At 63.3% G+C, this 21,629-nt stretch carries 22 protein-coding genes and 1 pseudogene; 12 read left to right on the plus strand and 11 right to left on the minus strand.

Annotated features, from left to right (window positions below):
* Positions 1-81: 81 nt before the first annotated feature.
* Both H8B02_RS09880 and H8B02_RS09885 read right to left on the minus strand, forming a co-directional pair.
* Complete coding sequence (locus H8B02_RS09880; protein ID WP_312000756.1) at positions 82-1,674, minus strand: TadG family pilus assembly protein; 1,593 nt, start codon at positions 1,672-1,674, stop codon at positions 82-84.
* A 78-nt stretch (positions 1,675-1,752) separates the two neighbouring features.
* Positions 1,753-2,166, minus strand: coding sequence for a TadE/TadG family type IV pilus assembly protein (locus H8B02_RS09885; RefSeq protein WP_229166077.1), 414 nt, complete (start codon positions 2,164-2,166; stop codon positions 1,753-1,755).
* A 396-nt stretch (positions 2,167-2,562) separates the two neighbouring features.
* On the opposite strand from H8B02_RS09885, the gene H8B02_RS09890 reads away from it, so the two are divergent.
* Positions 2,563-3,450: a LysR family transcriptional regulator gene (locus tag H8B02_RS09890; RefSeq protein WP_229166078.1), complete on the plus strand. Its 888-nt coding sequence runs from the start codon at positions 2,563-2,565 to the stop codon at positions 3,448-3,450.
* 14 nt (positions 3,451-3,464) lie between these two features.
* On the opposite strand, the gene H8B02_RS09895 is transcribed toward H8B02_RS09890, so the two are convergent.
* Entirely contained in the window at positions 3,465-3,680 is a 216-nt protein-coding gene (locus tag H8B02_RS09895; RefSeq protein ID WP_050401697.1) for a SlyX family protein, read from the minus strand.
* Entirely contained in the window at positions 3,673-4,425 is a 753-nt protein-coding gene (trhO, locus tag H8B02_RS09900) for an oxygen-dependent tRNA uridine(34) hydroxylase TrhO (protein WP_229166079.1), read from the minus strand. The genes H8B02_RS09895 and trhO overlap by 8 nt, the downstream gene beginning before the upstream one ends.
* Before the next feature lie 172 nt (positions 4,426-4,597).
* Between trhO and ggt the strand changes: the two genes are divergently transcribed.
* The 4 genes and pseudogenes from ggt to H8B02_RS09920 all read left to right on the plus strand — a co-directional run bounded on the left by ggt (position 4,598) and on the right by H8B02_RS09920 (position 9,079).
* Positions 4,598-6,184, plus strand: coding sequence for a gamma-glutamyltransferase (ggt, locus tag H8B02_RS09905; RefSeq protein ID WP_229166080.1), 1,587 nt, complete (start codon positions 4,598-4,600; stop codon positions 6,182-6,184).
* 129 nt (positions 6,185-6,313) lie between these two features.
* Positions 6,314-7,521, plus strand: a pseudogene (locus H8B02_RS09910) (NAD(P)/FAD-dependent oxidoreductase).
* A gap of 64 nt (positions 7,522-7,585) precedes the next feature.
* Positions 7,586-8,044, plus strand: coding sequence for an FKBP-type peptidyl-prolyl cis-trans isomerase (locus tag H8B02_RS09915; RefSeq protein ID WP_229166081.1), 459 nt, complete (start codon positions 7,586-7,588; stop codon positions 8,042-8,044).
* A 45-nt stretch (positions 8,045-8,089) separates the two neighbouring features.
* Positions 8,090-9,079: a D-2-hydroxyacid dehydrogenase family protein gene (locus tag H8B02_RS09920; RefSeq protein WP_229166082.1), complete on the plus strand. Its 990-nt coding sequence runs from the start codon at positions 8,090-8,092 to the stop codon at positions 9,077-9,079.
* Between the two features lie 66 nt (positions 9,080-9,145).
* Here the strand turns inward: H8B02_RS09920 and H8B02_RS09925 are convergent, their stop codons facing one another.
* Positions 9,146-9,361 carry a CsbD family protein gene (locus tag H8B02_RS09925; RefSeq protein ID WP_229166083.1) on the minus strand — a complete coding sequence of 72 codons (216 nt, stop codon included), beginning with the start codon at positions 9,359-9,361 and terminating at the stop codon, positions 9,146-9,148.
* A gap of 141 nt (positions 9,362-9,502) precedes the next feature.
* Between H8B02_RS09925 and H8B02_RS09930 the strand changes: the two genes are divergently transcribed.
* Positions 9,503-10,027 (plus strand): cupin domain-containing protein, encoded by a 525-nt coding sequence (locus H8B02_RS09930; RefSeq protein WP_076866333.1) that lies wholly within the window; start codon positions 9,503-9,505, stop codon positions 10,025-10,027.
* A gap of 54 nt (positions 10,028-10,081) precedes the next feature.
* Positions 10,082-10,819, plus strand: coding sequence for an enoyl-CoA hydratase/isomerase family protein (locus tag H8B02_RS09935; RefSeq protein ID WP_229166084.1), 738 nt, complete (start codon positions 10,082-10,084; stop codon positions 10,817-10,819).
* An 85-nt stretch (positions 10,820-10,904) separates the two neighbouring features.
* On the opposite strand, the gene H8B02_RS09940 is transcribed toward H8B02_RS09935, so the two are convergent.
* A complete protein-coding gene (locus tag H8B02_RS09940; protein ID WP_229166085.1) occupies positions 10,905-12,431 on the minus strand; it encodes an amidohydrolase family protein in 1,527 nt (508 codons plus the stop codon).
* Positions 12,432-12,647: 216 nt separating this feature from the next.
* Between H8B02_RS09940 and H8B02_RS09945 the strand changes: the two genes are divergently transcribed.
* Positions 12,648-13,664: an alpha/beta hydrolase gene (locus tag H8B02_RS09945; RefSeq protein WP_229166086.1), complete on the plus strand. Its 1,017-nt coding sequence runs from the start codon at positions 12,648-12,650 to the stop codon at positions 13,662-13,664.
* A gap of 103 nt (positions 13,665-13,767) precedes the next feature.
* The gene (locus H8B02_RS09950; RefSeq protein WP_212315653.1) at positions 13,768-14,202 is read left to right on the plus strand and encodes a VOC family protein; all 435 of its coding nucleotides are present in this window, start codon (positions 13,768-13,770) and stop codon (positions 14,200-14,202) included.
* 76 nt (positions 14,203-14,278) lie between these two features.
* Here H8B02_RS09950 and H8B02_RS48470 read toward each other — a convergent pair whose 3' ends face one another.
* Genes H8B02_RS48470 through H8B02_RS09960 form a run of 3 tightly spaced genes read right to left on the minus strand, consistent with a single transcriptional unit; the run spans position 14,279 to position 16,394 of the window.
* Entirely contained in the window at positions 14,279-14,563 is a 285-nt protein-coding gene (locus tag H8B02_RS48470; RefSeq protein ID WP_312000761.1) for an ATP-binding protein, read from the minus strand.
* Positions 14,446-15,726: a sensor histidine kinase gene (locus H8B02_RS09955; protein WP_312000760.1), complete on the minus strand. Its 1,281-nt coding sequence runs from the start codon at positions 15,724-15,726 to the stop codon at positions 14,446-14,448. Before H8B02_RS09955 ends, H8B02_RS48470 begins: the two co-directional genes overlap by 118 nt.
* Positions 15,723-16,394 carry a response regulator gene (locus H8B02_RS09960; RefSeq protein ID WP_050401724.1) on the minus strand — a complete coding sequence of 224 codons (672 nt, stop codon included), beginning with the start codon at positions 16,392-16,394 and terminating at the stop codon, positions 15,723-15,725. Before H8B02_RS09960 ends, H8B02_RS09955 begins: the two co-directional genes overlap by 4 nt.
* Positions 16,395-16,864: 470 nt before the next feature.
* Here H8B02_RS09960 and H8B02_RS09965 point away from each other — a divergent pair, with 470 nt between their 5' ends.
* The 3 genes from H8B02_RS09965 to H8B02_RS09975 all read left to right on the plus strand — a co-directional run bounded on the left by H8B02_RS09965 (position 16,865) and on the right by H8B02_RS09975 (position 19,549).
* Entirely contained in the window at positions 16,865-18,634 is a 1,770-nt protein-coding gene (locus H8B02_RS09965) for a glycosyltransferase family 39 protein (protein ID WP_229166087.1), read from the plus strand.
* Positions 18,635-18,830: 196 nt separating this feature from the next.
* Positions 18,831-19,073, plus strand: coding sequence for a ComEA family DNA-binding protein (locus H8B02_RS09970; RefSeq protein WP_229166088.1), 243 nt, complete (start codon positions 18,831-18,833; stop codon positions 19,071-19,073).
* Between the two features lie 65 nt (positions 19,074-19,138).
* Entirely contained in the window at positions 19,139-19,549 is a 411-nt protein-coding gene (locus H8B02_RS09975; RefSeq protein ID WP_229166089.1) for a hypothetical protein, read from the plus strand.
* Here H8B02_RS09975 and H8B02_RS09980 read toward each other — a convergent pair.
* Together H8B02_RS09980 and H8B02_RS09985 are read right to left on the minus strand one after the other, a co-directional pair.
* Entirely contained in the window at positions 19,546-20,697 is a 1,152-nt protein-coding gene (locus tag H8B02_RS09980; protein WP_229166090.1) for a hypothetical protein, read from the minus strand. The genes H8B02_RS09975 and H8B02_RS09980 overlap by 4 nt on opposite strands.
* 2 nt (positions 20,698-20,699) lie before the next feature.
* On the minus strand, positions 20,700-21,407 hold the full coding sequence (locus tag H8B02_RS09985) for a FecR family protein (RefSeq protein ID WP_212315645.1): 708 nt from the start codon (positions 21,405-21,407) through the stop codon (positions 20,700-20,702).
* Between the last annotated feature and the right edge of the window lie 222 nt (positions 21,408-21,629).

A 21,629-nucleotide genomic window follows, 5' to 3' on the forward strand; every position in this document is an offset into this window, starting at 1 on the left:
CTTGTATCTTTTTATTGTTGTACTCACGCAGCTTCCTACCCCGATGTGATGCCCGCTCGCGATCGTTCCCCAGAGAACGCCCTAGTTCACCAGCACCGCGCCGTCGCAGCGAACGCCCAGCACCCAGACGTCGACCTGGCCGAGCCCGATGCCGAGTGTCGAGAGCAGGGACGCCAGCACCTGATCGATCGGACTCGTCACGCCGTTCAGGATGCTCATGACGAGCGCGCCCAGTCCCGGGATCGGAAGCCCGAGCGGTCCGACATTGATGGTGAGCGAGAGGTCGCCGAGCAGGGTTGACGTGAGCGACGTGAGGAAGTTGGTCGTCGTCACCGTCTTCTTCGTCCCGGACTGGATGTCGCTGTAGCTGAAGTTGACGTTGGTTGGCGTGGTGTTGCCCATGCCGGCATGGGCGAGGCCGGTGACGGTGACGAGGCCAAGATTGACCAGCAGCGCCGGCGGCGGATTGGGCTTGGTCGTGAAGTTGGTCATGTCGGCGACCGTGACGTTGCCGATCCAGGCGTCGACGATTCCCGGCGTCACGCCGATCGTGACCTGCGAGGTGTTGATGTTCGGATGGCCGCAGGACACCGCGTTGAGCGTCGCGGTACCCGAGGCGACCTCGACATAGACCGGGAGGTTGATCGCGGAAACGCTGCCGGAGCCGAGAACGTTGATCGTCGCCAGGATCCTGGTCTGCGCCGTGTGAACGCTCACACCCTGGGTGCCCATCGCGATCCAGCTCGAGCCGACTGGGCGCTCGCCGATCGTCGCGATCACGGACACGTTGGCGATGCCGGGCAGGCCGAGATTGACTGAAGTTGCGATCTGATGGCTGCCGTTGGCGATCTGCGCCACCGTGTTGATGAGGTCGAAGACCGAGACGCTGGCGCCGACCTTCGGCTTCTGGCCCACCGTCAGGTTGGCAAACGGACCGAGATCGACCAGGGTGCCCGGCGAAACCTTGGTTGAGGAGCCGGTGACGGCCTGGGAGATCGTCGACAGCGCGGTCGTCGCGGCGTTGGCGCCGTTGGTGATCTGTTGTGTGGTGAGCGCGGCCGCCATGAGGTCGCCGACCTTGACGTTGCTGCTCAAGAGGTCGCTGTAGGTGACGCCGGTCAGGTTGATCCGGGTCGCCAGCGCCGACAGGAAGTCGAGTGCGTCGATCTTGGCGCTGATCAGCGAATTATAGTCCATCACCGAGAGCGACAGCGTGGTGCCGAGCATCGAGCCGAGCAGCGCATTGATCACGCCGCCGTTGACGGAGAGCAGCCGCGACCCGATCGCGAACGAGGCCATTTCGGTCGACGTCGCGGTGGCGGTGGTCGTGATGTCGAAGCTGCTCGCGCCGGTCAGATAGCGCGCGAAGTAGAGTGGGGTCTTGGTCGTCAACGTGACGCGCGCGGCGTTCGGAATGCCGACCGCCGGGGTCACGAAGCGGGCCTGCGGCGCGATGGCGCTGCTTGCGGTGTAGGTCCCGGTCTCGACCTTGACCAGCGCGCTGGCCGGATAATTGTTCTGCGTCACCGTCGCGGAGGCGGCGTTGACCGGATTGCTCAGATTGGCGGCAGCGACGATCGCGGCGAGGTCGGCGGTGCTCTGGGTCTTGCGCCGGTCGGCGAAGATCGTGCCGAGATCGATGGCAAGCCCGGCGCACCCGATCAGGAGCGTCATCAGGCCGGCGACATCATCGCGAAGTTGCCTCGTTCGTCGGCACCGAAGCGCCGCATCAGCATGAGGATGCCGCTCATGCTAGAATCCCCCGTACTGGATCGCAGCGGAGCGGACGATGGTGCTCGCCGGAGCGGGGACGAAAGGCAGCTTGTAGATGAAGTTGCCGGCCGCGTTGTAGTTGACCGTCACGACGTAGACGTTGGCGTTCAATGGGGACGGTGCGGCATTGACGGTGAGATTGCTGGCTACCAGCAGCGGGTAGGTCGATGCGTTGGCGGTGACGTAGCTCGTCGCGAGGCTGTTGCGTTCGGTGTCGGTCATTCCGGCGATCGACGACCGCGCCGCTTCGGCGGCGAGTTGCTGGACGCCATGCACCATCGCGAGATACGAACCGAATACAATGATCCCGAAAATGAAGGCGAGAAACAGCGGCAGCATCAGCGCAAATTCGACAGCAGAAGCGCCGCTTCGACAGCGAAATAACCTCGTCATGGCACACCTCGAAACGCAAACTACGGCGCCACGGTGCGGGCCTTTGATTAAGGAAAACTATGAAAACGCTTCCGCGAATCAGTGACGTCAATTCAGATCAATGACAGCGTTCAAACTTATTGGGTGCTCGACACGTTATGGGGCGATCAGAATCTTTGATGCCGTGCCCGCAGAAATCCGGGGGCTGATGGTGTGGAGGTGCTGCGTGCGTGTGCAGATGCAGCCGTCCGATACCGTAGCACTACGTGGCAATGCACGTAACAATACATATGGCCTGCATTCACGGCGCCGTCGCGGTAAATTGCAGCTAAACGAAAGTGCAACCAAATGTTAGTATAGCTGAATCACATACTGGAGATCGGAGTTGCGCCCCGTGCTGAGATTGGAGGGCTCGCAATGCATAGACCACGTCAACATTTGAATATCCCTACAGAGATTGTTCGCACCGTCGTTGCGATTGCAGAGACGGGAAGTCTATCGAAGGCCGGCGAGCGTCTCGGCCTCAGTCAGCCGGCGATCAGTTCGCAGATCAAGCGACTGCAGAGCCTGGTCGGCGGCGCGCTCTTCATCAGAACGGCGAACGGCACCACGACGACGGAGCTCGGCAAGGTCGCCGTGCAGCAGGCAAGGCGAATCCTTGAAGCGAACGACCAACTGCTTCGGCTCGGCGGCAATCACGAAGGACCGCAGCCGTTGCGGCTCGGAATAAGCACGATGCTCGCCGAGGAATTCCTCAAGCTCCACCCGACCGACGCGCTCGCCGACGTGCTGGTTCACGCCGACATGTCGCCGACCGTCATCAGAGGATTGATCGACGGCTACATCGACATCGCCTTCGTCTACAGCAACCCTTCGCTCGAGGCGGAAAACGAGGTGACGATCGCCGCCGAAGCCGAAGAGCGTTCGGTTTGGGTCCGGTCACGCGATTTTGTTCTGCGGCCGGGCGCCCCGATCCCGATCCTGGCGTGGCCGGGTGACGACTGGATGATCCGGACGCTCACCAAGCACAACATCTCGTACAAGATCGTGTTCAGGAGCCCGAACCACCAGCTGCGACTCGAAGCCGCACGGGCGGGATACGGCCTGACGGCGTGCCCCGAGCGGATCATGCCGTCCTCCCTCATTTCGGCGAAGGACTATTATCTGCCGGAGCTTCCGTTGCAGAAGCGCCTGCTGTGTGTTCGCCCGGGCCTCGAGGGAAGCCGCGCGACGGCGATGGTGCAGCGGTTGTCCAGCCTGTTCTTCAGCGGCGCGAAGCCGATGCGTCAGGTGAGCAACATGTAATCCGGCGGCGCCGATCAGTAGTGCGGTGGGCGCTCGTTGGCGGGGCCCGGCGCCTGGCGTTCCGCCTCCTGAAGCCGGTCGCGCAGCTCGGCGAGCTGGCGCGTCAGCGCGTCGATCTGCTTCCATTGTGCCGTGATGGTCTGGTTCAGCGTCTCGATGGCTTCATCCTGGTAGGTCAGGCGGACCTCCAGCGCATCGATCCGTTCGCTCAGCTTTGCCGCGTCATTCATGCACGGCGTCCTCGTGCCCACGTTCACGCAGGCCGTGGCCGAGCGCGACCCGTTCGTCGAACACAAAGCAGTCGCCGCGCCAGCGGCTGTCCTGCCGCGGCGTTTCCTCGAGATATTTCAGGATGCCGCCCTTGAGGTGATAGACCTCGCTGAAGCCTTGCGCGAGCAGATAGGCGCTCGCCTTCTCGCAGCGGATGCCGCCCGTGCAGAACATTGCAATCCTGCGGTGCTTCGCGGGATCGAGGTGCCGCGCGGCAAATTCCTTGAATTGTCCGAAGCTCGCGATCCTGGGATCGACCGCGCCTTCGAAACTGCCCATCGCGACCTCGAACGCGTTGCGGGTGTCGAGCACCATGATGTCAGGCGATGCGATGAGTTCGTTCCAGTCGCCGGCGTCGACATAGGTGCCGACCTGCCGCGTCGGATCGACCGTGGTATCGCCGAGCGTCACGATCTCCTTCTTCAGCCGCACCTTGAGCCGCTGGAACGGCATCTGCGTGGCTTCGGAGAATTTCAGCTCGAGATTGTCGAGGCGCCCGCCGAACAGCGGCCCGTGCCTAAGCTCCGCGACGAAACCATCGATGGCTTCGTCGCTGCCGGCGATGGTGCCGTTGATGCCCTCATGTGCGAGCAGCACGCTGCCCTTGAGATCAAGCCCGGTACAGAGCGCGCGCAGCGGCTCGCGCAATGCGCGGAAGTCGGGCAGCGCGGCGAACTGGTAGAAGGCGGCGACCTTGCGGGGCATGGCCGGGGTTTATCAGGCCAGCCAGATCGGCGAAACCCCGCAAAGCCATGCATTATCGGGATAATTCCTCTGGCATACCATGCATTGCCCTGCCGGGGACGAATGTGCCATGTACTCCGCATCCACCCGCCGCAGCAGCATCAGACCATCACGATCAAGCGAGCTCTCCGTTATGAGGAATTTCCACTTCGCCGGCCGTTCCACGGTCCACGCCCAGAACGCGATGGTTGCAACGTCGCATCCGGAAGCGGCGCTGGTGGCCATCGACGTGATGCGCGCGGGCGGCACCGCCGCCGACGCTGCGGTTGCGGCCTGTGCGCTGCTCGGCGTCATCGAGCCGCAATCGACCGGCATCGGCGGCGACTGCTTTGCGCTGATCCAGCCGAAGGGCGAGGGCAAGATCACGGCCTATAATGGCAGCGGCCGGGCGCCGATGGCGGCCACCGCCGAGTGGTATCTCGAACGCAAGATCCATTCGGTGCCGCTGACCTCGGCGCATGCCGTCAGCATTCCCGGTGCGATCGACGCCTGGGACGTGATCCTCAGGGATCACGGCAAGTTCGGCTTCGACCGGCTGCTACAGCCCGCGATCAAGGCCGCCGAAGAGGGCTATGTCGTCGCTCCGCGCATCGCCTTCGACTGGAAGAACGGTTTTGAGAAGCTGAAGAACGGCACCAACACCGAGCGCTATCTGCTGCCACACGGCAAGCCTGCGGTCGCCGGCGACGTGATTCGCCAGCCCGAACTCGGCAAGACGCTGCGCGCGATCGCGCAAAAAGGTCGCGACGCCTTCTATAGCGGCGAGATCGCCGCCGACATGGTCGACACGCTGCGCGGTATCGGCGGCCTGCACACGCTGGAGGACTTTGCGGCGCACTCGACCGAGACGACCTCGCCGATCGGCACGATGTACAAGGGCTATGACGTCTGGCAGTGCCCGCCGAACGGCCCCGGCATCACCATGCTGGTGATGCTCAACATCCTGTCGCGCTTCGACCTGACCAAGTTCAAGCCGCTCAGCATCGAGCGCTTCCACCTCGAGGCCGAGGCGGCGCGCATCGCCTACATGATGCGCGAGCAGTATATCGGCGATCCCCAGCACGCCCATGTCGATGTCGCCGGTATCCTCTCCAAGGAGTTCGCCGACGAGCACATCAGGAACATCCGGATGGACCAGCTGCTCGAATTGCCGAACGTGGCGCCGCCGATGAATCCCTCGACCGTCTACATCACGGTGGTCGACAAGGACCGCAACGTCTGCTCCTTCATCAACTCGATCGCGCATTCGTTCGGCTCGGCGATCGTCTCCAACAAGACCGGCGTCCTGCTGCAGAACCGCGCCGGCGGCTTCCGCATCCAGCCCGGCCATCCGAACTGCATCGCGCCGGGCAAGCGTCCGCTGCACACCATCATCCCGGCGCTGGCCACCAGGAACGGCCGCGCGGTGATGCCGTATGGCGTGATGGGCGGGCAGTACCAGCCGGTCGGCCAGACCCACGTTCTGACCAACATGCTCGACTATGGCTGCGACCTTCAGGAGGCGATCGACATGCCGCGCGGCCTGCATTACGAGGGCGTCTACCAGCTTGAGGACAGCGTGCCGGCGGAGATCGTTGAAGGCCTGAAGAAGATCGGCCACAAGACCACCAGCGTGGTCGCGCCGCTCGGCGGCGGCCAAGGCATCTGGATCGATTGGGACAAGGGCACGCTGACCGGCGGCTCCGATCCGCGCAAGGACGGCTGCGCGCTGGGCTACTGATGTCGCAGGCAGCAGGGCCGGATATGCGTTGAGGAACAAGCTGTTCTCGCAGGGATTGGTGCTGGGAGCCCTTTCCCCGCGAGGCCCGCCATCAGCTCCCTCGATTCAGATGATACTGACCAGGCCGATTTGCGCGGCGGCATCTCGCCATGGTTTGTCGCCGCAACGCCACCACCGTATCCCACACTGTCGGAAAATCTCGGCTGCGATGCGCTTATCGTTGGCGCCGGCATCACCGGCTCGCTGGTCGCCGAGCGCCTGACCCGTCAGGGGCTGGACGTCGTCATTGTTGATCGAGAGCGCCCGGCCGGGGCAGCACGGCAGCCAGCACCGCGATGTTGTTGTGGGAGATCGACCGTCCGCTTGTCGAACTGACCGCGATGTATGGTTTCGATCGGGCTGCGCGTACCTATCAGGCCAGCCTCGATGCCGTGACCGGTCTGATCTCGCTGGTTCGTGAGCACAAGCTGCCCGGAGAGATCAGAAAGAAGCGCTCGCTCTATCTGGCTGCCGGCAGCTCCGTAACCGAGTTACTCGATGAGCATCGGCTCCGCCGCCGCGCCGGCCTGCCCGGCGACTTCCTCGATCATGGACAATTGCTCGAGAGCTACCGTATAGCGCGCGCAGGCGCGATCGTCTCGCCCGGCGCGGCGGATGCGGATCCGCTCCAACTTGCCCGCGGGCTGCTCCACCTCGCACTCGCGCGCGGTGCGCGGCAGTTCGATGCGGAGGCCATAGCCTTCGATCCGGCGGGCGAAGCGGTGACCGTGGGATTCGAGAACGGTCGCGAAATTGCCGCAAAAGCCGTCGTGCTGGCGACCGGCTATGTGATGCCGGATATCGTTCGGTCTACGATCCAGACCGTGTCCTCGAGCTGGGCGATTGCGACCACGCCGCAGCCGCAGAAGATCTGGAAGGACGGCGCGCTGATCTGGGAGAACGCCAAGGATTATCTTTACGCCCGGACGACGCCGGCGGGCCGCATCATCATCGGTGGCGAGGATAGCGATGAGATCATCGCGCCTGATGCCCGCGACCGCTTGATCCCGGAGAAGGCGCGACGGCTCGTGCAGCGTCTCGCCGCGCTCTGGCCGTTCGCCGCAACGGAGATCGAATACCGCTGGGCCGGCACGTTCGATACCACCAGCGACGGGCTGCCGCTGATCGGTCCCGTCCCCGGCGCAAGGGGCGTCTATGCCGCGTATGGCTATGGCGGCAACGGCATCACCTTTTCCTATCTGGCGGCGCAACTGATCGGCGATCTCATCGCAGGCGGCAGTTCGCCGTTGCTCGACGATTTTGCGCTGGACCGCGATGACGGCATGGCCGGTCACTGAAAAAGCGGCTAGGGATTTCGCCCGCGCTGGGCTAGAGACGGCCGTCCTTCACGAGAGGTGCAAGATGCGATCTTCCCGACGCACGATCATCACGACTGCGTTCGCCGGACTTGCGGCGGCAGTCTCCACGTCCGTTGCCGGCAGGACGGCAATGGCCCAAACCGCAGGAAAGCCCATGACCACAGCTTCAGGCCTTCAGATCATCGACAGCAAGGTCGGCACCGGCGCCTCGCCGAAGACCGGCCAGACCTGCGTCATGCACTATACCGGCTGGCTCTACGAAAACGGCCAGAAGGGCAAGAAATTCGACTCCTCCGTCGACCGCAACGAGCCGTTCGAGTTTCCGATCGGCCAGGGCCACGTGATCAAGGGCTGGGACGAGGGTGTCGCCACCATGAAGGTCGGAGGCAAGCGCACGCTGGTCATCCCGCCGAACCTCGGCTATGGCGCGCGCGGCGCCGGTGGGGCGATCCCGCCGAATGCAACGCTGATGTTCGACGTCGAACTGCTTGGCGTAAAATAACCGGATGGCCGTCAAGTAACCGGCCCACCACAAGAGGGCGCAGCGATGAAGATCTCGATCCTCGACGATTATTTCGACACGCTGCGCACCCTCGATTGCTTCCGCAAGCTCGACGGCTACGACGTCACGATCTGGAACGATCATGTCCAGGACGTCGATGCGCTCGCCGAACGGCTGCGCGACACCGACGCGCTGGTGCTGATCCGCGAACGCACCCAGATCCGCACCCCGCTGCTCGAACGGCTGCCGAAGTTGAAGCTGATCAGCCAGCGCAGTGTCTATCCGCACATCGACATCGACACCTGCACGCGGCTCGGCATCATCGTGTCGTCGGACCAGCATGCCGATACGCCGTCCTATGCCACTGCCGAGTTCACCTGGGGCCTGATCCTCGCCGCGATGCGCGCGATCCCGCAACAGATGGCGGCGCTGAAGGCTGGCAAATGGCAGATCGGCGTCGGCCATACGTTGCGCGGCAAGACGCTCGGCATCTACGGCTATGGGCGCATCGGCGCGGTGGTCGCGGGCTATGGCAGGGCGTTCGGCATGAACGTGCTGGTCTGGGCACGCGAGCCGGCGCTGGCCAAGGCGCGCGCCGATGGCTACGAGACCGCCGCCAGCAAGGCCGATTTCTTTGCCCGCTGCGACGTGCTGTCGCTCCATATGCGGCTGGTCGACGCAACGCGCGGCATCGTCAAGGCGGAAGACCTCGCGCGAATGAAAGACACCGCGCTGATTGTCAACACCAGCCGCGCGCCGCTGATCGAGCCGGGCGCACTGGTCAACGCGCTGCGCGCCGGCCGGCCCGGAATGGCCGCGGTCGATGTCTACGAGAAGGAGCCGCTGCGCGACACCGCCGACCCACTGTTCAACATGGACAATGTGGTCTGCACGCCGCATCTCGGCTACGTCTCGCGCGACGAATACGAGATCCAGTTCACCGATATCTTCGATCAGATATTGGCCTACGCCGCCGGTACGCCGACGAATGTGGTCAATCCGGATGTGCTCGCACATTCGCGGCCGCGTGGCTGATTGATCGCGGCATGAAAAGGACCAGCCGAATGGGCCGGTCCTTCTCAAAAGCTGATCGCCGGCAAATCAGAGCTTCTTGTTCGCTGCGGCCGCGGCCCTGTTCACGGCATCCTTTGTGATCTCCTTGGCGTCGCCGAGCGCCTTCTGGCCCTTGCCCTTAGCTTCCTGGATCGCGCCTTCGCCCTGCATCTGATCGGATCCGGTGGCCTCGCCGATCTTCTGCTTGGCCTTGCCCATCGCCTCGTTGGCGGTACCCTTGATCTTGTCGGTGGTGCTACCCATTGGCCTGTTCCTCCAAATGCTTTGAAACTTCGCAGGGGCAACGCGCGGCGGCGCCGGAACGTTCCGATTTTCCGCTCGCCTGCGCGGCTGCTTTTCGGTAGCGTTCCACGCACGAAAACTTGACCAACGAAAGCAAGAACGATGAGCGGTTCCCACGATCACACCCATTCGCACGACCACGATCATCACCATCACGACGACGAGCGCTGGAAGCACGACGGCGTCCGGGTGATTCCGGGTAACCAGCTCGATCCGAATGTGCCGTCGACCGCCGGCATGGACCGCAAGGCCGCGATCAACTTCGCCCGGGTCGGCGCGCAGAAATTGTGGGCCGGCACCGTCAGCATCAAGCCGGACGCGAAGACCGGCGCGCATCATCACGGCCATCTCGAAAGCATCATCTATGTCGTGAAGGGCAAGGCGCGGATGCGCTGGGGCGAGAAGCTGCAATTCACCGCCGAAGCCGGTCCCGGCGATTTCATCTTCGTGCCGCCCTACGTGCCGCATCAGGAGATCAACGCCAGTCCCGACGAGGTGCTGGAATGCGTGCTGGTGCGTTCCGACGGCGAGGCGGTCGCGATCAATCTCGACATCGAACCGGTGGAGAAGCCGGAGAACGTGCTGTGGGTCGATCCGGTGCACCGGCATCCCGACGAGAAGAAATAACGTCGCGGCGCAGCCGCGACGAAAGACAATAACAATAAAAGCAGGGAGGCCAGCATGACGCTCGTTCGTTACGAGAGCGCCGACTACGTCGCGACCATCACGATGGCACGCAGCGAGAAGCACAACGCGCTCAACAACGCGTTGTGTACCGAGCTGCGTGACGCCTGGCTGCGGTTTCGGGACAGCGACGATCGTGTCGCAGTGCTGGCTTCGGCGGAGGAAAAGTATTTCTCAGTCGGCGCCGACGTTGGTGATCTCCCCGCCAACATGTGGCACGCCGTGCCTGGCCTCGGCGTCGAGCTGGACAAGCCGGTGATTGCCGCGACATCCGGCTGGGTCGTGGGTGGCGCCTTCGTGCTGGTCCAGATGGCCGATCTGTGTGTGGCGTCGGAGACGACGCGCTTCATCTACCCCGAGGGAAGGATCGGCACCACCGCGGGCGGCGTCTCATCGGTGATGGCGCGGATGCCGCACAAGATCGCGATGGAGTTTCTGCTGGTCGGCGACGAGATGTCGGCGGAACGCGCCTTCCAGATCGGTTTCGTCAACAAGGTCGCGCCGAAAGGTCAGCACCTCGCGCTGGCGCAGGAGATGGCTGCGAAGATCGCCGGCAATGCACCGCTGGTGGTCCGCGCGCTGAAGAAGCTCGCCCGCGAGGCGATGCCGAAGGGACCTCTTGAAACAGTCGCCGACGCGCGGCGGTTGCTCGATGAGGTCAGGGACAGCGAGGATCTCAAGGAGGGCGTGAAGGCCTTCGCCGAGAAGCGGAGGCCGAAGTTTACGGGAAAGTAGGGCGAGAGGGCGCTCTCGCTGTTTCGTCATTCCGGGGCTCGTGAAGCGACGCTGCGCGTCGCCCCGGAATGACGGGGAGTGAGAGTTACGCAAACACCCGGTGATCGATCGCCCCGTTCGGCACCACATAGCCGTAGCGCGTATGCGACGGCTCGGGGCCTGCCTTCTCATACTGCGCCTTCATCATCGCGAAGCGGTCGCCCTTGATGTCGAGCATCGCGCGCTTCGGCTGGATGTTGTAGAGCCGGGCATTGTTGTCGCCGAAGATCGCCGTCTTCACTGGTCCGTCGGCGGGCCCAAGCGGCGCGTAGCCGAACTTCTTCTGCATCACTTCGGGGATTTCCAGCCGCCGCAGGCCCTCGATCTGCCATTGCGGCGCGCCGGTCCACAGCGCGTCGGTGCCCCAGCAGACGTGGTCGACGCCGAGGCCCTTGATCAGGGTCCCCATCAGCGCGGCGCAGACATTGGGCTCGGCGACCAGCGTGGTCGCGAACAATTGCCCGACATCGCCGTAGACATTGTTGACGCCGTATTGCGCCGGGATGTCGGCGAGGTCGGAGGTCCAGGCGATCCGGCCGGTGCGCTCGAACTCGGCCAGCGCGACCTTGGGATCGCCCCCGACATGGCGATAGGCCGAGTGGTAGATCACGAAGTTGAGCTGCGGCCAGTCCTTGGCCGCCTGGCCGACATCGGCAACGTCAGCGAAGCCGCGCAGGTTCGGATACTGCTTCTCGATCCCGGGCGGAAACAGTCCCTTGTGCACGCAGACATTCTTGATGCCCGCCTTGACCATCTTCTCATAGCCCTTGTAGGCGACCTTCTCGTCGTCCAGCCGCCAGGGATAGCGGCTGATCTCCTTGTGGGTGTTGTCGCCGATCGTGTAGCCCTTGCAGGATTCCGGCTTCAAGGCCAGCGCAGCATCGAGCTTGTCGAGCCAGCCGGGTTGCCCGGGCGTGAAGATCGCGTGACAGAATACGCGGCGCGAGCCGGCCTCGTCGTTCATCTTCTTGCGCGCATCGGCCATCTGCTCGTTGGTCAGGAACCAGTCCTGCTCGATGTCCGACGGCGCCGAGGAGATCAGCGCGATCTTGGTGTCGGAATCGAGAAACATCTCCTTCTTGTAGTTGTTGAACTTCAGATCCTCGATGGTCTGCTCGTGACCTTTGAGCTCCTTGTTCCAGCCGGCCTTGCCGACCGCCTTGCGCATTTCCACGAAGCCCATGATGCGGGTGTCGTCGCGCAGGAAATGCGTGTGCATGTCCATGATGAACTGGTCTTTCAATCCGTTGGCGCGCTCTTGCGCCATCGCAGGCGTTGCGGCCTCGGCCGGCGTCACGTCGAACAACGGGCCGTAGACCTGGTTCATCGCGACAAAGGAAGCGGCCATGCCGGCCGCGGTCTGGAAGAACCGGCGGCGGTCGAGGCCCTGCTTGCCGCCGAGATCGTCGGCCATCGCCAGCAGGCGTGCCTCGACCTCGCGCTGCCGTTCGTTCTGCGGGTCGGGATAGAACTCGTCGCTGGAGACGATCTGGGTCGGAATCGGCGTCTGGTACTGGCACAGTTCGGAGGGCATCAAGGCGGCAAGTTCTTCGTCGGTGAGATTGCTGCTCATTCTTCGCTCCCGCATCTCGCCGGATTTTTCCGGTCGGACCGCGGCGGAGACTAGGACCAAGTCCGTCCGTCGTCCGCGCCGATTGCCGGAAACCGCGTTCACAAAATCGTGCATCGCATCTGCGGCCGCGAGATGAGTCCGCTGCGCAACCGGTCATGCGCGCTGCTATGCTCGATCACACCGGGTCGGACGAAGAAATCCGGAAGGGAGCGAACCATGACGCCAGCAGACCATTCGCGGCGCACCATCATCAAGGGCATCGGCGTTGCGACGGCAGCCGGTGTGCTCGGCGCAGCGCCGGCGCAGGCCACGACCGCAGTTCCTGCTGAGGGAGAAATATGGAGCAACGAATATTGGGCGAAGAAGGGTGACATCCCGCTGTGGATGTTCCGCAAGCGGATCGGCGCGCCCAAACCGGGCGAGCCGGCGCGGCCTGTGGTGTTCTTCGTCCACGGCTCGTCGGTGACGTCGAGGGTGTTCGACCTCACGGTGCCCGGCAAGGGCGAGTATTCGCTGCTCAATGTCTTTGCGCGCTACGGCTTCGATTGCTGGACCATGGATCACGAGAACTACGGCAAGTCGGGCCGCACCTCGGGCAATGCGGATATCGCGAGCGGCGTCGAGGATCTGAAGGCCGCGGTCGAGGTGATTGCGCGCGAGACCGGCGAGAGGCGATATCACTTCATCGGCGAATCCTCCGGCGCGCTGCGCGCGGGCGCCTTCGCGATGGCCGCACCCGAGCGCATCGATCGCCTGGTGTTCGCCGCCTTCACCTACAAGGGCGAGGGCTCGCCGACACTGGCAAAGCGCGCCGAGCAGCTTGCCTATTACCGCAGCCACAACATGCGCAAGCGCGACCGCGACATGATCCGCTCGATCGCGACCCGCGACAGGCCGGGCACCTCGGACCCCGCCGTGATGGAAGCGTTGGCCGATGTCGAGATGCAGTTCGGCGACCAGATCCCGACCGGCACCTATCTCGACATGACCGCCAATTTGCCGGTGGTGCATCCGGAGAAGGTGCTGGCGCCGGTGCTGCTGGTTCGCGGCGAGTATGACGGGATCGCGGCGGTCCTTGACCTCGAAGAGTTCTTCAACAAGCTGCCGAATGGCGACCGGCAATTCATCATCCTGCCCGGCACTGCCCATTCGGTGGCGCTGGCCACCAATCGTGAGCTGTTCTGGCATGTGACACGGGCATTTCTGACGATGCCGACGCCGATCGTGACCTGAAGCAGCCTGCGGCAGGACGCCGCAAGAAAATCTGCGCGGCGATGTCGGGATCCGGCTATGCGGTTCGTCCTCGGGGCATAACCCGCAAAAAGGAGCGCCTTTCATGGCCAAGCCGACAATGATCTTCGTCAACCTGCCGGTCAGCAATCTCGCCCGTGCCACCGCCTTCTACGAGGCGATCGGCGCGACGAAAAATCCGCAATTCTCCGACGACACCGCCTCTGGCATGGTGATCTCCGAGACCATCCACGTCATGTTGCTGACGCACGACAAGTTCCGGCAGTTCACGCCGAAGGCAATCGCCGATGCCAGGACCACGAGCGAGGTGCTGATCTGCCTCTCCGCCGAGAGCCGCGAGGCCGTCGACAGCTATGTGACGAGGGCGAAGGGCGCGGGCGGCACCGCCGATCCGTCGCCGCAGCAGGATTACGGCTTCATGTACGGCCGCAGCTTCGAGGATCCCGATGGACACATCTGGGAAGTGATGTGGATGGATGTCGAGGCCGCGATGAAGGCGCAGTCTGCAGCCACCGCGTGAGCCGCCGCGCCATGCAGGCGTTCGAAGCCGACAATAAGCGACAGTTGGCAATCCGCCTGACGGATTGAGACGGCGCTCAGGCTGCGGAAATGCCGTCCGGCCGGACTTCGGTCATGGCTTGGGCGGCTTTTCTCCCCTGAGGCAGGTCGGCTTGCCGGCAGCCTGGGACCGGAAAGTTCAGTTCGACCGTGGTGCCGCCTCCAGGCGTCTCGCAGAGGGAAACGGTGCCGCCGTGGGTGGTCATCACCTGGGAGACAATCGAAAGCCCCAGCCCTGTTCCTTCCGTGCGGGTGTTGCCGCGCTTGAAGGGCTCCAGCAGCAGCTCGGGCTGACCGAGTTGGAGTCCCGACCCGTAGTCAATAACGCGCAACCGCGCTGGTGCTCCGACCTCGATGAGGACGGAGCGCCCGCGCTGCCATGCGTCACGGCGTTTCGGATCAGGTTCGAGAGCGCGACGGCGATCGCCGCTTCCGAGCCACGCACCCAGACCGGGTGACGAGGCTCGGTGAACTCGACATCGCTTCCGTTCTTCAACGCCATCGGCACGTGTTCGGCCGCAACCCTGCGCGCCAGCGCCGCAAGATCCATCTCGATCAGTTCGGCCGGTTCCGCGGAGATACGCGCCAGCTGGAGCAGCATGGTGACGATCGACGACAGCTTCTGGTTCTCAGCTATCAGCCTGGCGCGCAACGGGGCATCCTCGACCTGCTCGAGTATGGTGCGCGCATTGGTCAAGGGCGTACGAAGTTCGTGTGCCGCATTCGACAGGAAATTTCGTTGTGATTTCGACGCGACGTCTATTCGCGATAGCGCGCGATTGAAAGCCGCGACCAGAGGCAAGAGCTCGGCTGGCGCATCCTGTTCGGGCAATCGCCGGCCATCCGAAACCCCATCGATCATCTCGGCGGCCGCCGCTACGGCCCGGACGGGGCGTGCGATCAGCGTCGGCACGAAAACCATCGCGGTAAACGCCGTCGCCGCCAGGACCAGGATGATCGGGAGCGCAACGATCGTCGCATCGGTGAGCATTCCGGTCGTCAGTTGCGCCGCCGTATAGGCCACGCCACCGGTCTCAATCCACACCTCACCCACAGGCGTATTTCTGACCGCCGACATCTTCTTCAGATTGGTGGTTTCGCCGTCAAACGCGTAGGCGAGGAAACTCGTCCCGTCGCGCGATGTCTGGGTCTTTTGCGGACGCCACTTCGGGATCGGGCCGTAGCTGACCTCTCCACTCTTGTCGGACACGACATACCAGAATGTCGGGAAATTGCGGGTGATCTCGTCCAGCCTTGAGGTCCGTTTGAGAGCCAGCTGCCCGGTCTCGTTGCGGATGACGGCTTCCTTCAATGCATCGGCGACGTCGGCGGCGGCCCAGGTGCCGTCATCGTCGCCGCCAAATCGGATCAGCAAGGCTGCTGCGCAGAGCAGCATGATGGTCGTCACGGCGCCGATCAGCGTCGCGGACAGCACCGCGATCGAGCGATGGACGCGCTTGAGCCTTTGCCACTTCAAAATCATCATTCGCCACTCAGCAGATATCCGAGGCCACGGACCGGTTTGATAACGACCTTGCAATTGGCCGCGCGGAGGCGCCGGCGCAGCCGCGAAACGTGGGCCTCGATCGCGTTTGATTGAATCTCGTCATCAAAGCTGTAAGCGGCGACTTCAAGGGTCTCGCGCAGCACAACGCGCCCAATGCGCCGGACCATCGCTTCCAGAATCGCCAGTTCACGCCGCGGGACAACGATGGGCGCGTGATCGACGCAGACCTCGCGATTGAGGACGTCGTAGCTCAGATTGCCGATGCGAACGATCGCCCCTCGATCCAGAAACAGACGGCGCAGCACGGCCTTGGCTCGCGCAATCAGCTCAATCGGCTCGAATGGCTTCGCTACATAGTCGTCCGCCCCGTCGTCGAGGGCGCGCGCAATATCAAGGGGGTCATCAAGCGCCGTCAGCACGATCGTCGCGGGGCTGGGCTTCTGCTGCTTCAGGTCGCGCAGCAAGGCCAGACCGTCGCCATCCGGCAGTCCACGGTCGATCACCACGAGTTCAAAGCTTCGCACGGCGACTGCGGCGCGACCCTCCTCAAGCGTCGTGACCATGTCGGATGCGCCGAAGGCCGTAGCCAAGGTATCCCGCAGCCATGGCCCAAGCTGAGGGTCATCCTCCACGACCAGAACTCGCACCGCATTCTCCCAAGCATAAACCACGGCTTCTACCATTACGGACGGATTACAATAAGATTACGGCCGGCAAGAAAACTGCGGTGTCCACACGGATACATTGACGTAATTGGCCTTTTCCTGGTGGCTCGGTCGGCCATCCGCGAATGGCCGCGATGATCGGATCGAGACCTGACGGGGGCTCGTCCGAAAGTCTCAATCAGGGGCGCCGCACCACATCAGCGCTCCAGAGCCGATCAGCGTCATGACAGCGAGCGAGCTTTCGCATGCGCATCCCCTCTCAGCGATTTCCCCACCAGAGACGTCTATCAACATGACCGGCGACCGACGGCGCCTCGGCGCGCGCAAGAATACGTTGACAGAGGCATGAACAGGGCCACGTCAGGCTATCGTAATGGTCGCTGTGAAAAGCATGGCGGACAACGCGGCTCGCATCGCGCTTTCCGATCTCCGTCCCCAGGCTTCCGAACGATATGCCGGTCGATTTTGCGTTCTCAGCGATGGCCAAGCGGTCAGATCGCAGCCCGGCGTCATGGCGCCGTCCGTTCAATCGATGGCTGGAGGGGGTCGAGGCAGGGTGGTCGGTGCCGCTGCTGCTCGCCTGCTTCGTCGGCATCTGGACGGTGTATCTGTCGGTGGCCTATCACGGCGCCGGCCTGCATCCGGACGTGTTGGAGACCTGGACGTATGGCAGGCATTTCGCATGGGGTTATCCCAAGCATCCGCCGTTGATGGGGTGGACGACCGGTGCGTGGACCTCGGTCTTTCCGCTGACCGATTGGTCGCTGCAGCTGATGGCGATGACAAATGCGGCGTTGGCCTTGTGGTTCGTTGACCTCATTGCAAGAAGGTTCGTGACCGGGCACAAGCGCCTGATCGTGCTGCTCCTGCTGATGCTGACCCCGGCATACCAGTTTCATGCGCAGCGCTTCAACGCCAACGCCGTGTTGCTCGCGGTCTGGCCGCTTGCAACCTACTGCTTCCTGCGCGCATTTGAAACGAGGGCGCCGCTCTGGGCGATTGCTGCGGGTGTCACGGCGTCGCTAGCAATGCTGGGCAAGTATTACTCCATCTTTCTGATCGCCAGCTTCGCGTTGTCGGCAATCATCCATCCCTCGCGGCGAGCCTATTTCACGTCCAGTTCGCCCTGGATATCCACGGCTGTCGGGCTGATTGCGCTATTTCCACATCTGCACTGGTTGGCTACGACAGGCGCGGAGCCCATCCACTATGCCGCGACGCATGTGGGGGCCGGTTTTCCTGCGTCGCTGCGGGATGCCGTCAATTTCCTGTTGGGCCTTGCTGCGGCGACGATCGTGTCCGCCGTGACGTGGGCGATGATCGCCGGGTATCGGATCAAGCGCCTTCCGCGGGATCTCGCTGCGGCGGATCCCAACCTGAGGCTCATCGGCCACGTCGCGATCGGCACGATCGCTCTTCCTTTCATCACGTCCATATTGCTCGGCACCGACTTGCCGTCGCTATGGGCGCTTCAGGGATTGTTCCTGCTCGCCGTGCCGGTCGTGTGCAGCACGCGTTATCGGATCGAGCGGTTCTATACGGTCAATGCAGCGCTGCTGGTTGCCGGAATTGCAATCGTCGCCGCCGTGATGGCGGCCCCAGCCCATGCGCTCTACCGCAACAGCTACGGTTATGAGGAAGGGCGAAACGTCTATCACCAGGCCGCAGACAAACTCACCCGGCTGTGGCGCGAGCAGATGGGCACGCCGCTGTCGATCGTCGGCGGCAACGATAGCCTAGGGGTTGCGGTGGCCTTTTACAGCTCCGATCACCCGCATTATGGCGATCCATTCGCCTACCAATATTCATTGGCACTACCTCGCGAGGTGACACCGGAGCGCGGCTGGGCAGCGCTCTGTTTCGATGACCAGGACGATTGCCTTGAATGGACCGGGCGAATGGCGGCTCGCGCCGGAAGCCATGTCAAACGCGAGTTTTCCGTTCAATCGAGCCTGTTCGGAATTCCAGGCATCAAGCGAAACCTCGTTGCATTCCTGGTGGCACCGCTTGGTGAGCCGGACGATGCACCGTCAAGCCTCGTCAATGATGCCGGTCAGGGCGGAGGACCTGTTTCTCCGCAAACAGATCCGCCGCTCCGCGCGGAGCCGGATGTCGCGCTGCCGGAGAATCAGCCGCCCGGAAATGCGCCGCAGACGAGCGATCCAGGAGCCAACATGCTGGTGGATCATGGAGCGGCAAGGCTCTTCGTCGTGCTGCGTTGATCAGGCTTATTCCCGGAATGCCGCCGTGATGATCGCACCCGTAATCTTGCGGTAATCGGCTCCCGCTTTATCGGCGGCGGGGTCAAGGGCGTCGTATCACGAAGGATAACGGTCCATGCTTATCAGGTTGGTTTGCATCAGCCTCGGCGTTTGCGGAGTCATCGGTGCCACCGCGGTCGCGCAGACATCTCCATCAATGACCGGTTCAACTCACCCGGCAACCGCAGCACGGCCATCGATCAGTCGCGCCGACAAGATCAACCTCAACACCGCTCCTGTCAGCGAGCTGGTGAAGCTTCCGCACCTCAGCGTGCGCGGCGTCACTGCGATCACCGAGGCGAGAGCAAAGTCCAAGTTCAAGGACTGGAATGATTTCGTGGCCCGACGGGTTGTGCCGCGATTCGTCAGGAGCGAGCTCAAGGAGCTTGTCACGTTCTAGAGGGCCTCTGTCGATCGCTGCCAAAAAGCGATGCGGTTGTTGAACGCGAACAAGGATATGCTTCAATGAAACGAGTAGCTGTTTTTGCCACCATGGCGGTGATCGCCATGGGATGTCTTGGGTCGACGGAAGCCACGGCAGGTGGCCGGCGCGGAGATGCGGTGGCTGTTGGCATCGTCGGCGGCTTGGCCGTCGGCGCGCTGTTGGGCTCCACCATGGCTGCCGGTGCGGCCCCGGCCTATGTCTACGAGAGGGACTATTATTCGCCGGCCGCTGTCGTCCACTACCATCGTCACGTGTACGAATATGGCGACGAACATCCGGGCGGATATGATTACGGTTATCGATCCGGGTACCGGGAAGGCTACTCGGACGGCTATTGGGACACGATTGAATGGAGATCAGCGCCGTCGCCGGCGGGCCGTTGTGACACGATTGCCGGACAGTGCGGGTTCGGACGCGAGGTCCCGTCCTAATAACTGATCCGCAGTCCCACGCCGCCGTGAAGCGTGTTGCCGACCGGCTGCGGTCCGGCGGTGCCGTTGAGGAAGAGGTCGGCGATCCAGCCCTTGGTGATGCGGAAGCCGACGCGGCCGCCATATTCGAACCAGCCCTGGTTGCCGATCGTCGGCACGATGGTGCCATCGCCGGTCACGGTGGCGACGATGCCGGAATGGGTGGCGAAGGATTGCACCCAGCCGCCATTGATGTTGGTTTCGATGTTCGATCCGAACAGATGCGTCCACTGGCCGCCGATCTTGACCAGGCTGGTGCGATCGGTGCCGTCGGCGATGGTGGCATCGAACGGATTGACGGCAATTGCAGGATCGCTATAGCCCTTGACCCGCTGCCAGAGCTGCCAGACCTCGACCGAAGCCGCGACCTCGTCGCGCGCCGACAGCCGGTTGATCCAGCCCGCGCGCCCATAGACGCCGTAATTCTCGCTCGAGGTCTGGCCGGTGACCGACACCGGGCCGAGGCTGGTCGCGTAGCTGCGGGTGTAGCGCACTTTCTCCGACGGCGAGAGGATGGTGCCGATATCGAAGAACGGCCGCGACGAGCCCCAGTCGACGAAGTCGTAGCGCAGCGCGAAGGCGCCGATCGGCGCGCTGGTGACGTTGTAGCCGCCCTCGCCATACTGCGTGTAAGCGATGCCGGCGAGCAGCGACAAATTCGGTGTAATGGTCTTGCGACCATGGATGCCCGCCGAGAACGAGCCGGCGGAGCCGAAGGCACTGATGCAGTCGTCGCAATTGACCTGCTCGTTGACGCCGAGCAGCACCGATCCGAGCACGCGGTTGGTGATCATCTGGTTGAAGCGCTGGTCGGCGAGGTTGTTGATCGAACTGCCGCTCGACGGCGCGCCGGTGATCGGTGTCGGCGACGGGCTGGGCGTTGGTGTCGGCGTGGGGACAGGCGTGGGTGTCGGCGTTGGCGATGGTGTGGCAGTCGGTGTCGGCGTGGGGGTCGATGTACAGTTCGACGAAAACGAATCGGGATTCGAGGTGCAGTTCGGCCTCGGAGACTGCGCCTCGGCCGGCGCAGCCAGCGCATGCAGCAGCGCGAGCGACAGCGCCATTGTCAGCGCCGCCGACAGGATCAAATGATGGATGCGCCGTAGCATGCTCACCGTCCGCACAGCATGCCGGTCGGGTCGTCGACCGGAGGCGTCACCGGCGAGGCATCCGCGAACTGGGTGACGGTGCAGAGGCCCGCGGCCTGGGTGCAGGTCGCGGCAAAGGTCCAGGGCGGATTGTTGGTCTTCTGGATCGTGGTGCGGCCGCCGCTCGAGGTGATGATCGCCGTGTCGCCGGGCTGGGTCAGGTCGATGCACTGCCGGTTCGACGTACACACCGTCGATGCGCCTTCCTGCAACACCACGGTGGTCTTGCCGCGCTGCGACAGGATATCGAGCACCGTGCCGCGAACGCCGATGGTCGCAAGCGGCGTCGTGATCGTGTAGGCGGCCTTGTTCGAGTGGCCGGTGACGAAGCGGAACGCTCCCGAGGTCAGGCGGATTGCAACATCGCGATAGTGATGCTCGTCGTCGAACACGGTGCGATCGAGCTTGAGCGAGGCATTTGGTCCGAGCGACAGGTTGGTGCTGTCGGCCATCACCAGCCGCGCGGCGCTCTCGAGGCCGGTGCGCACCGTCTCGTCGCGCAGCAGCGCGTCGCCGACATTGATCGGCGTGGTCGCGGCCGCAACGCGGACGACCTCGTTCTTCACCATGGCCGCTTCGCCGACGCGCGTTTGCGCCTGAACGGGATGAGCCGTCAGTGCGACCGCAAGACCGAGTGCAAGTAAGGAGAAAAAGCTGTGCCGCGAATTCATTGCAATACCGATCGACTTAACCCTCTCATCGTACCGGATCGCCGACGCGGCTGATATTGTATAATTGTCACAAGCGGTGTTGAGTTGCGCCGGATGGTGAGTGTCGATGGATTCGAAAATGCTCGCGGCTGCGGACATCAACGTGAGATTTGATCACACTCGTCACATACATCACACTCGCGGTCATCGTAGCTCACACTTCGCTCACACTGGTTCCCCTTG

The sequence above is a fragment of the Bradyrhizobium altum genome, assembly GCF_020889705.1.
Classification (GTDB): Bacteria; Pseudomonadota; Alphaproteobacteria; order Rhizobiales; family Xanthobacteraceae; genus Bradyrhizobium; species Bradyrhizobium altum.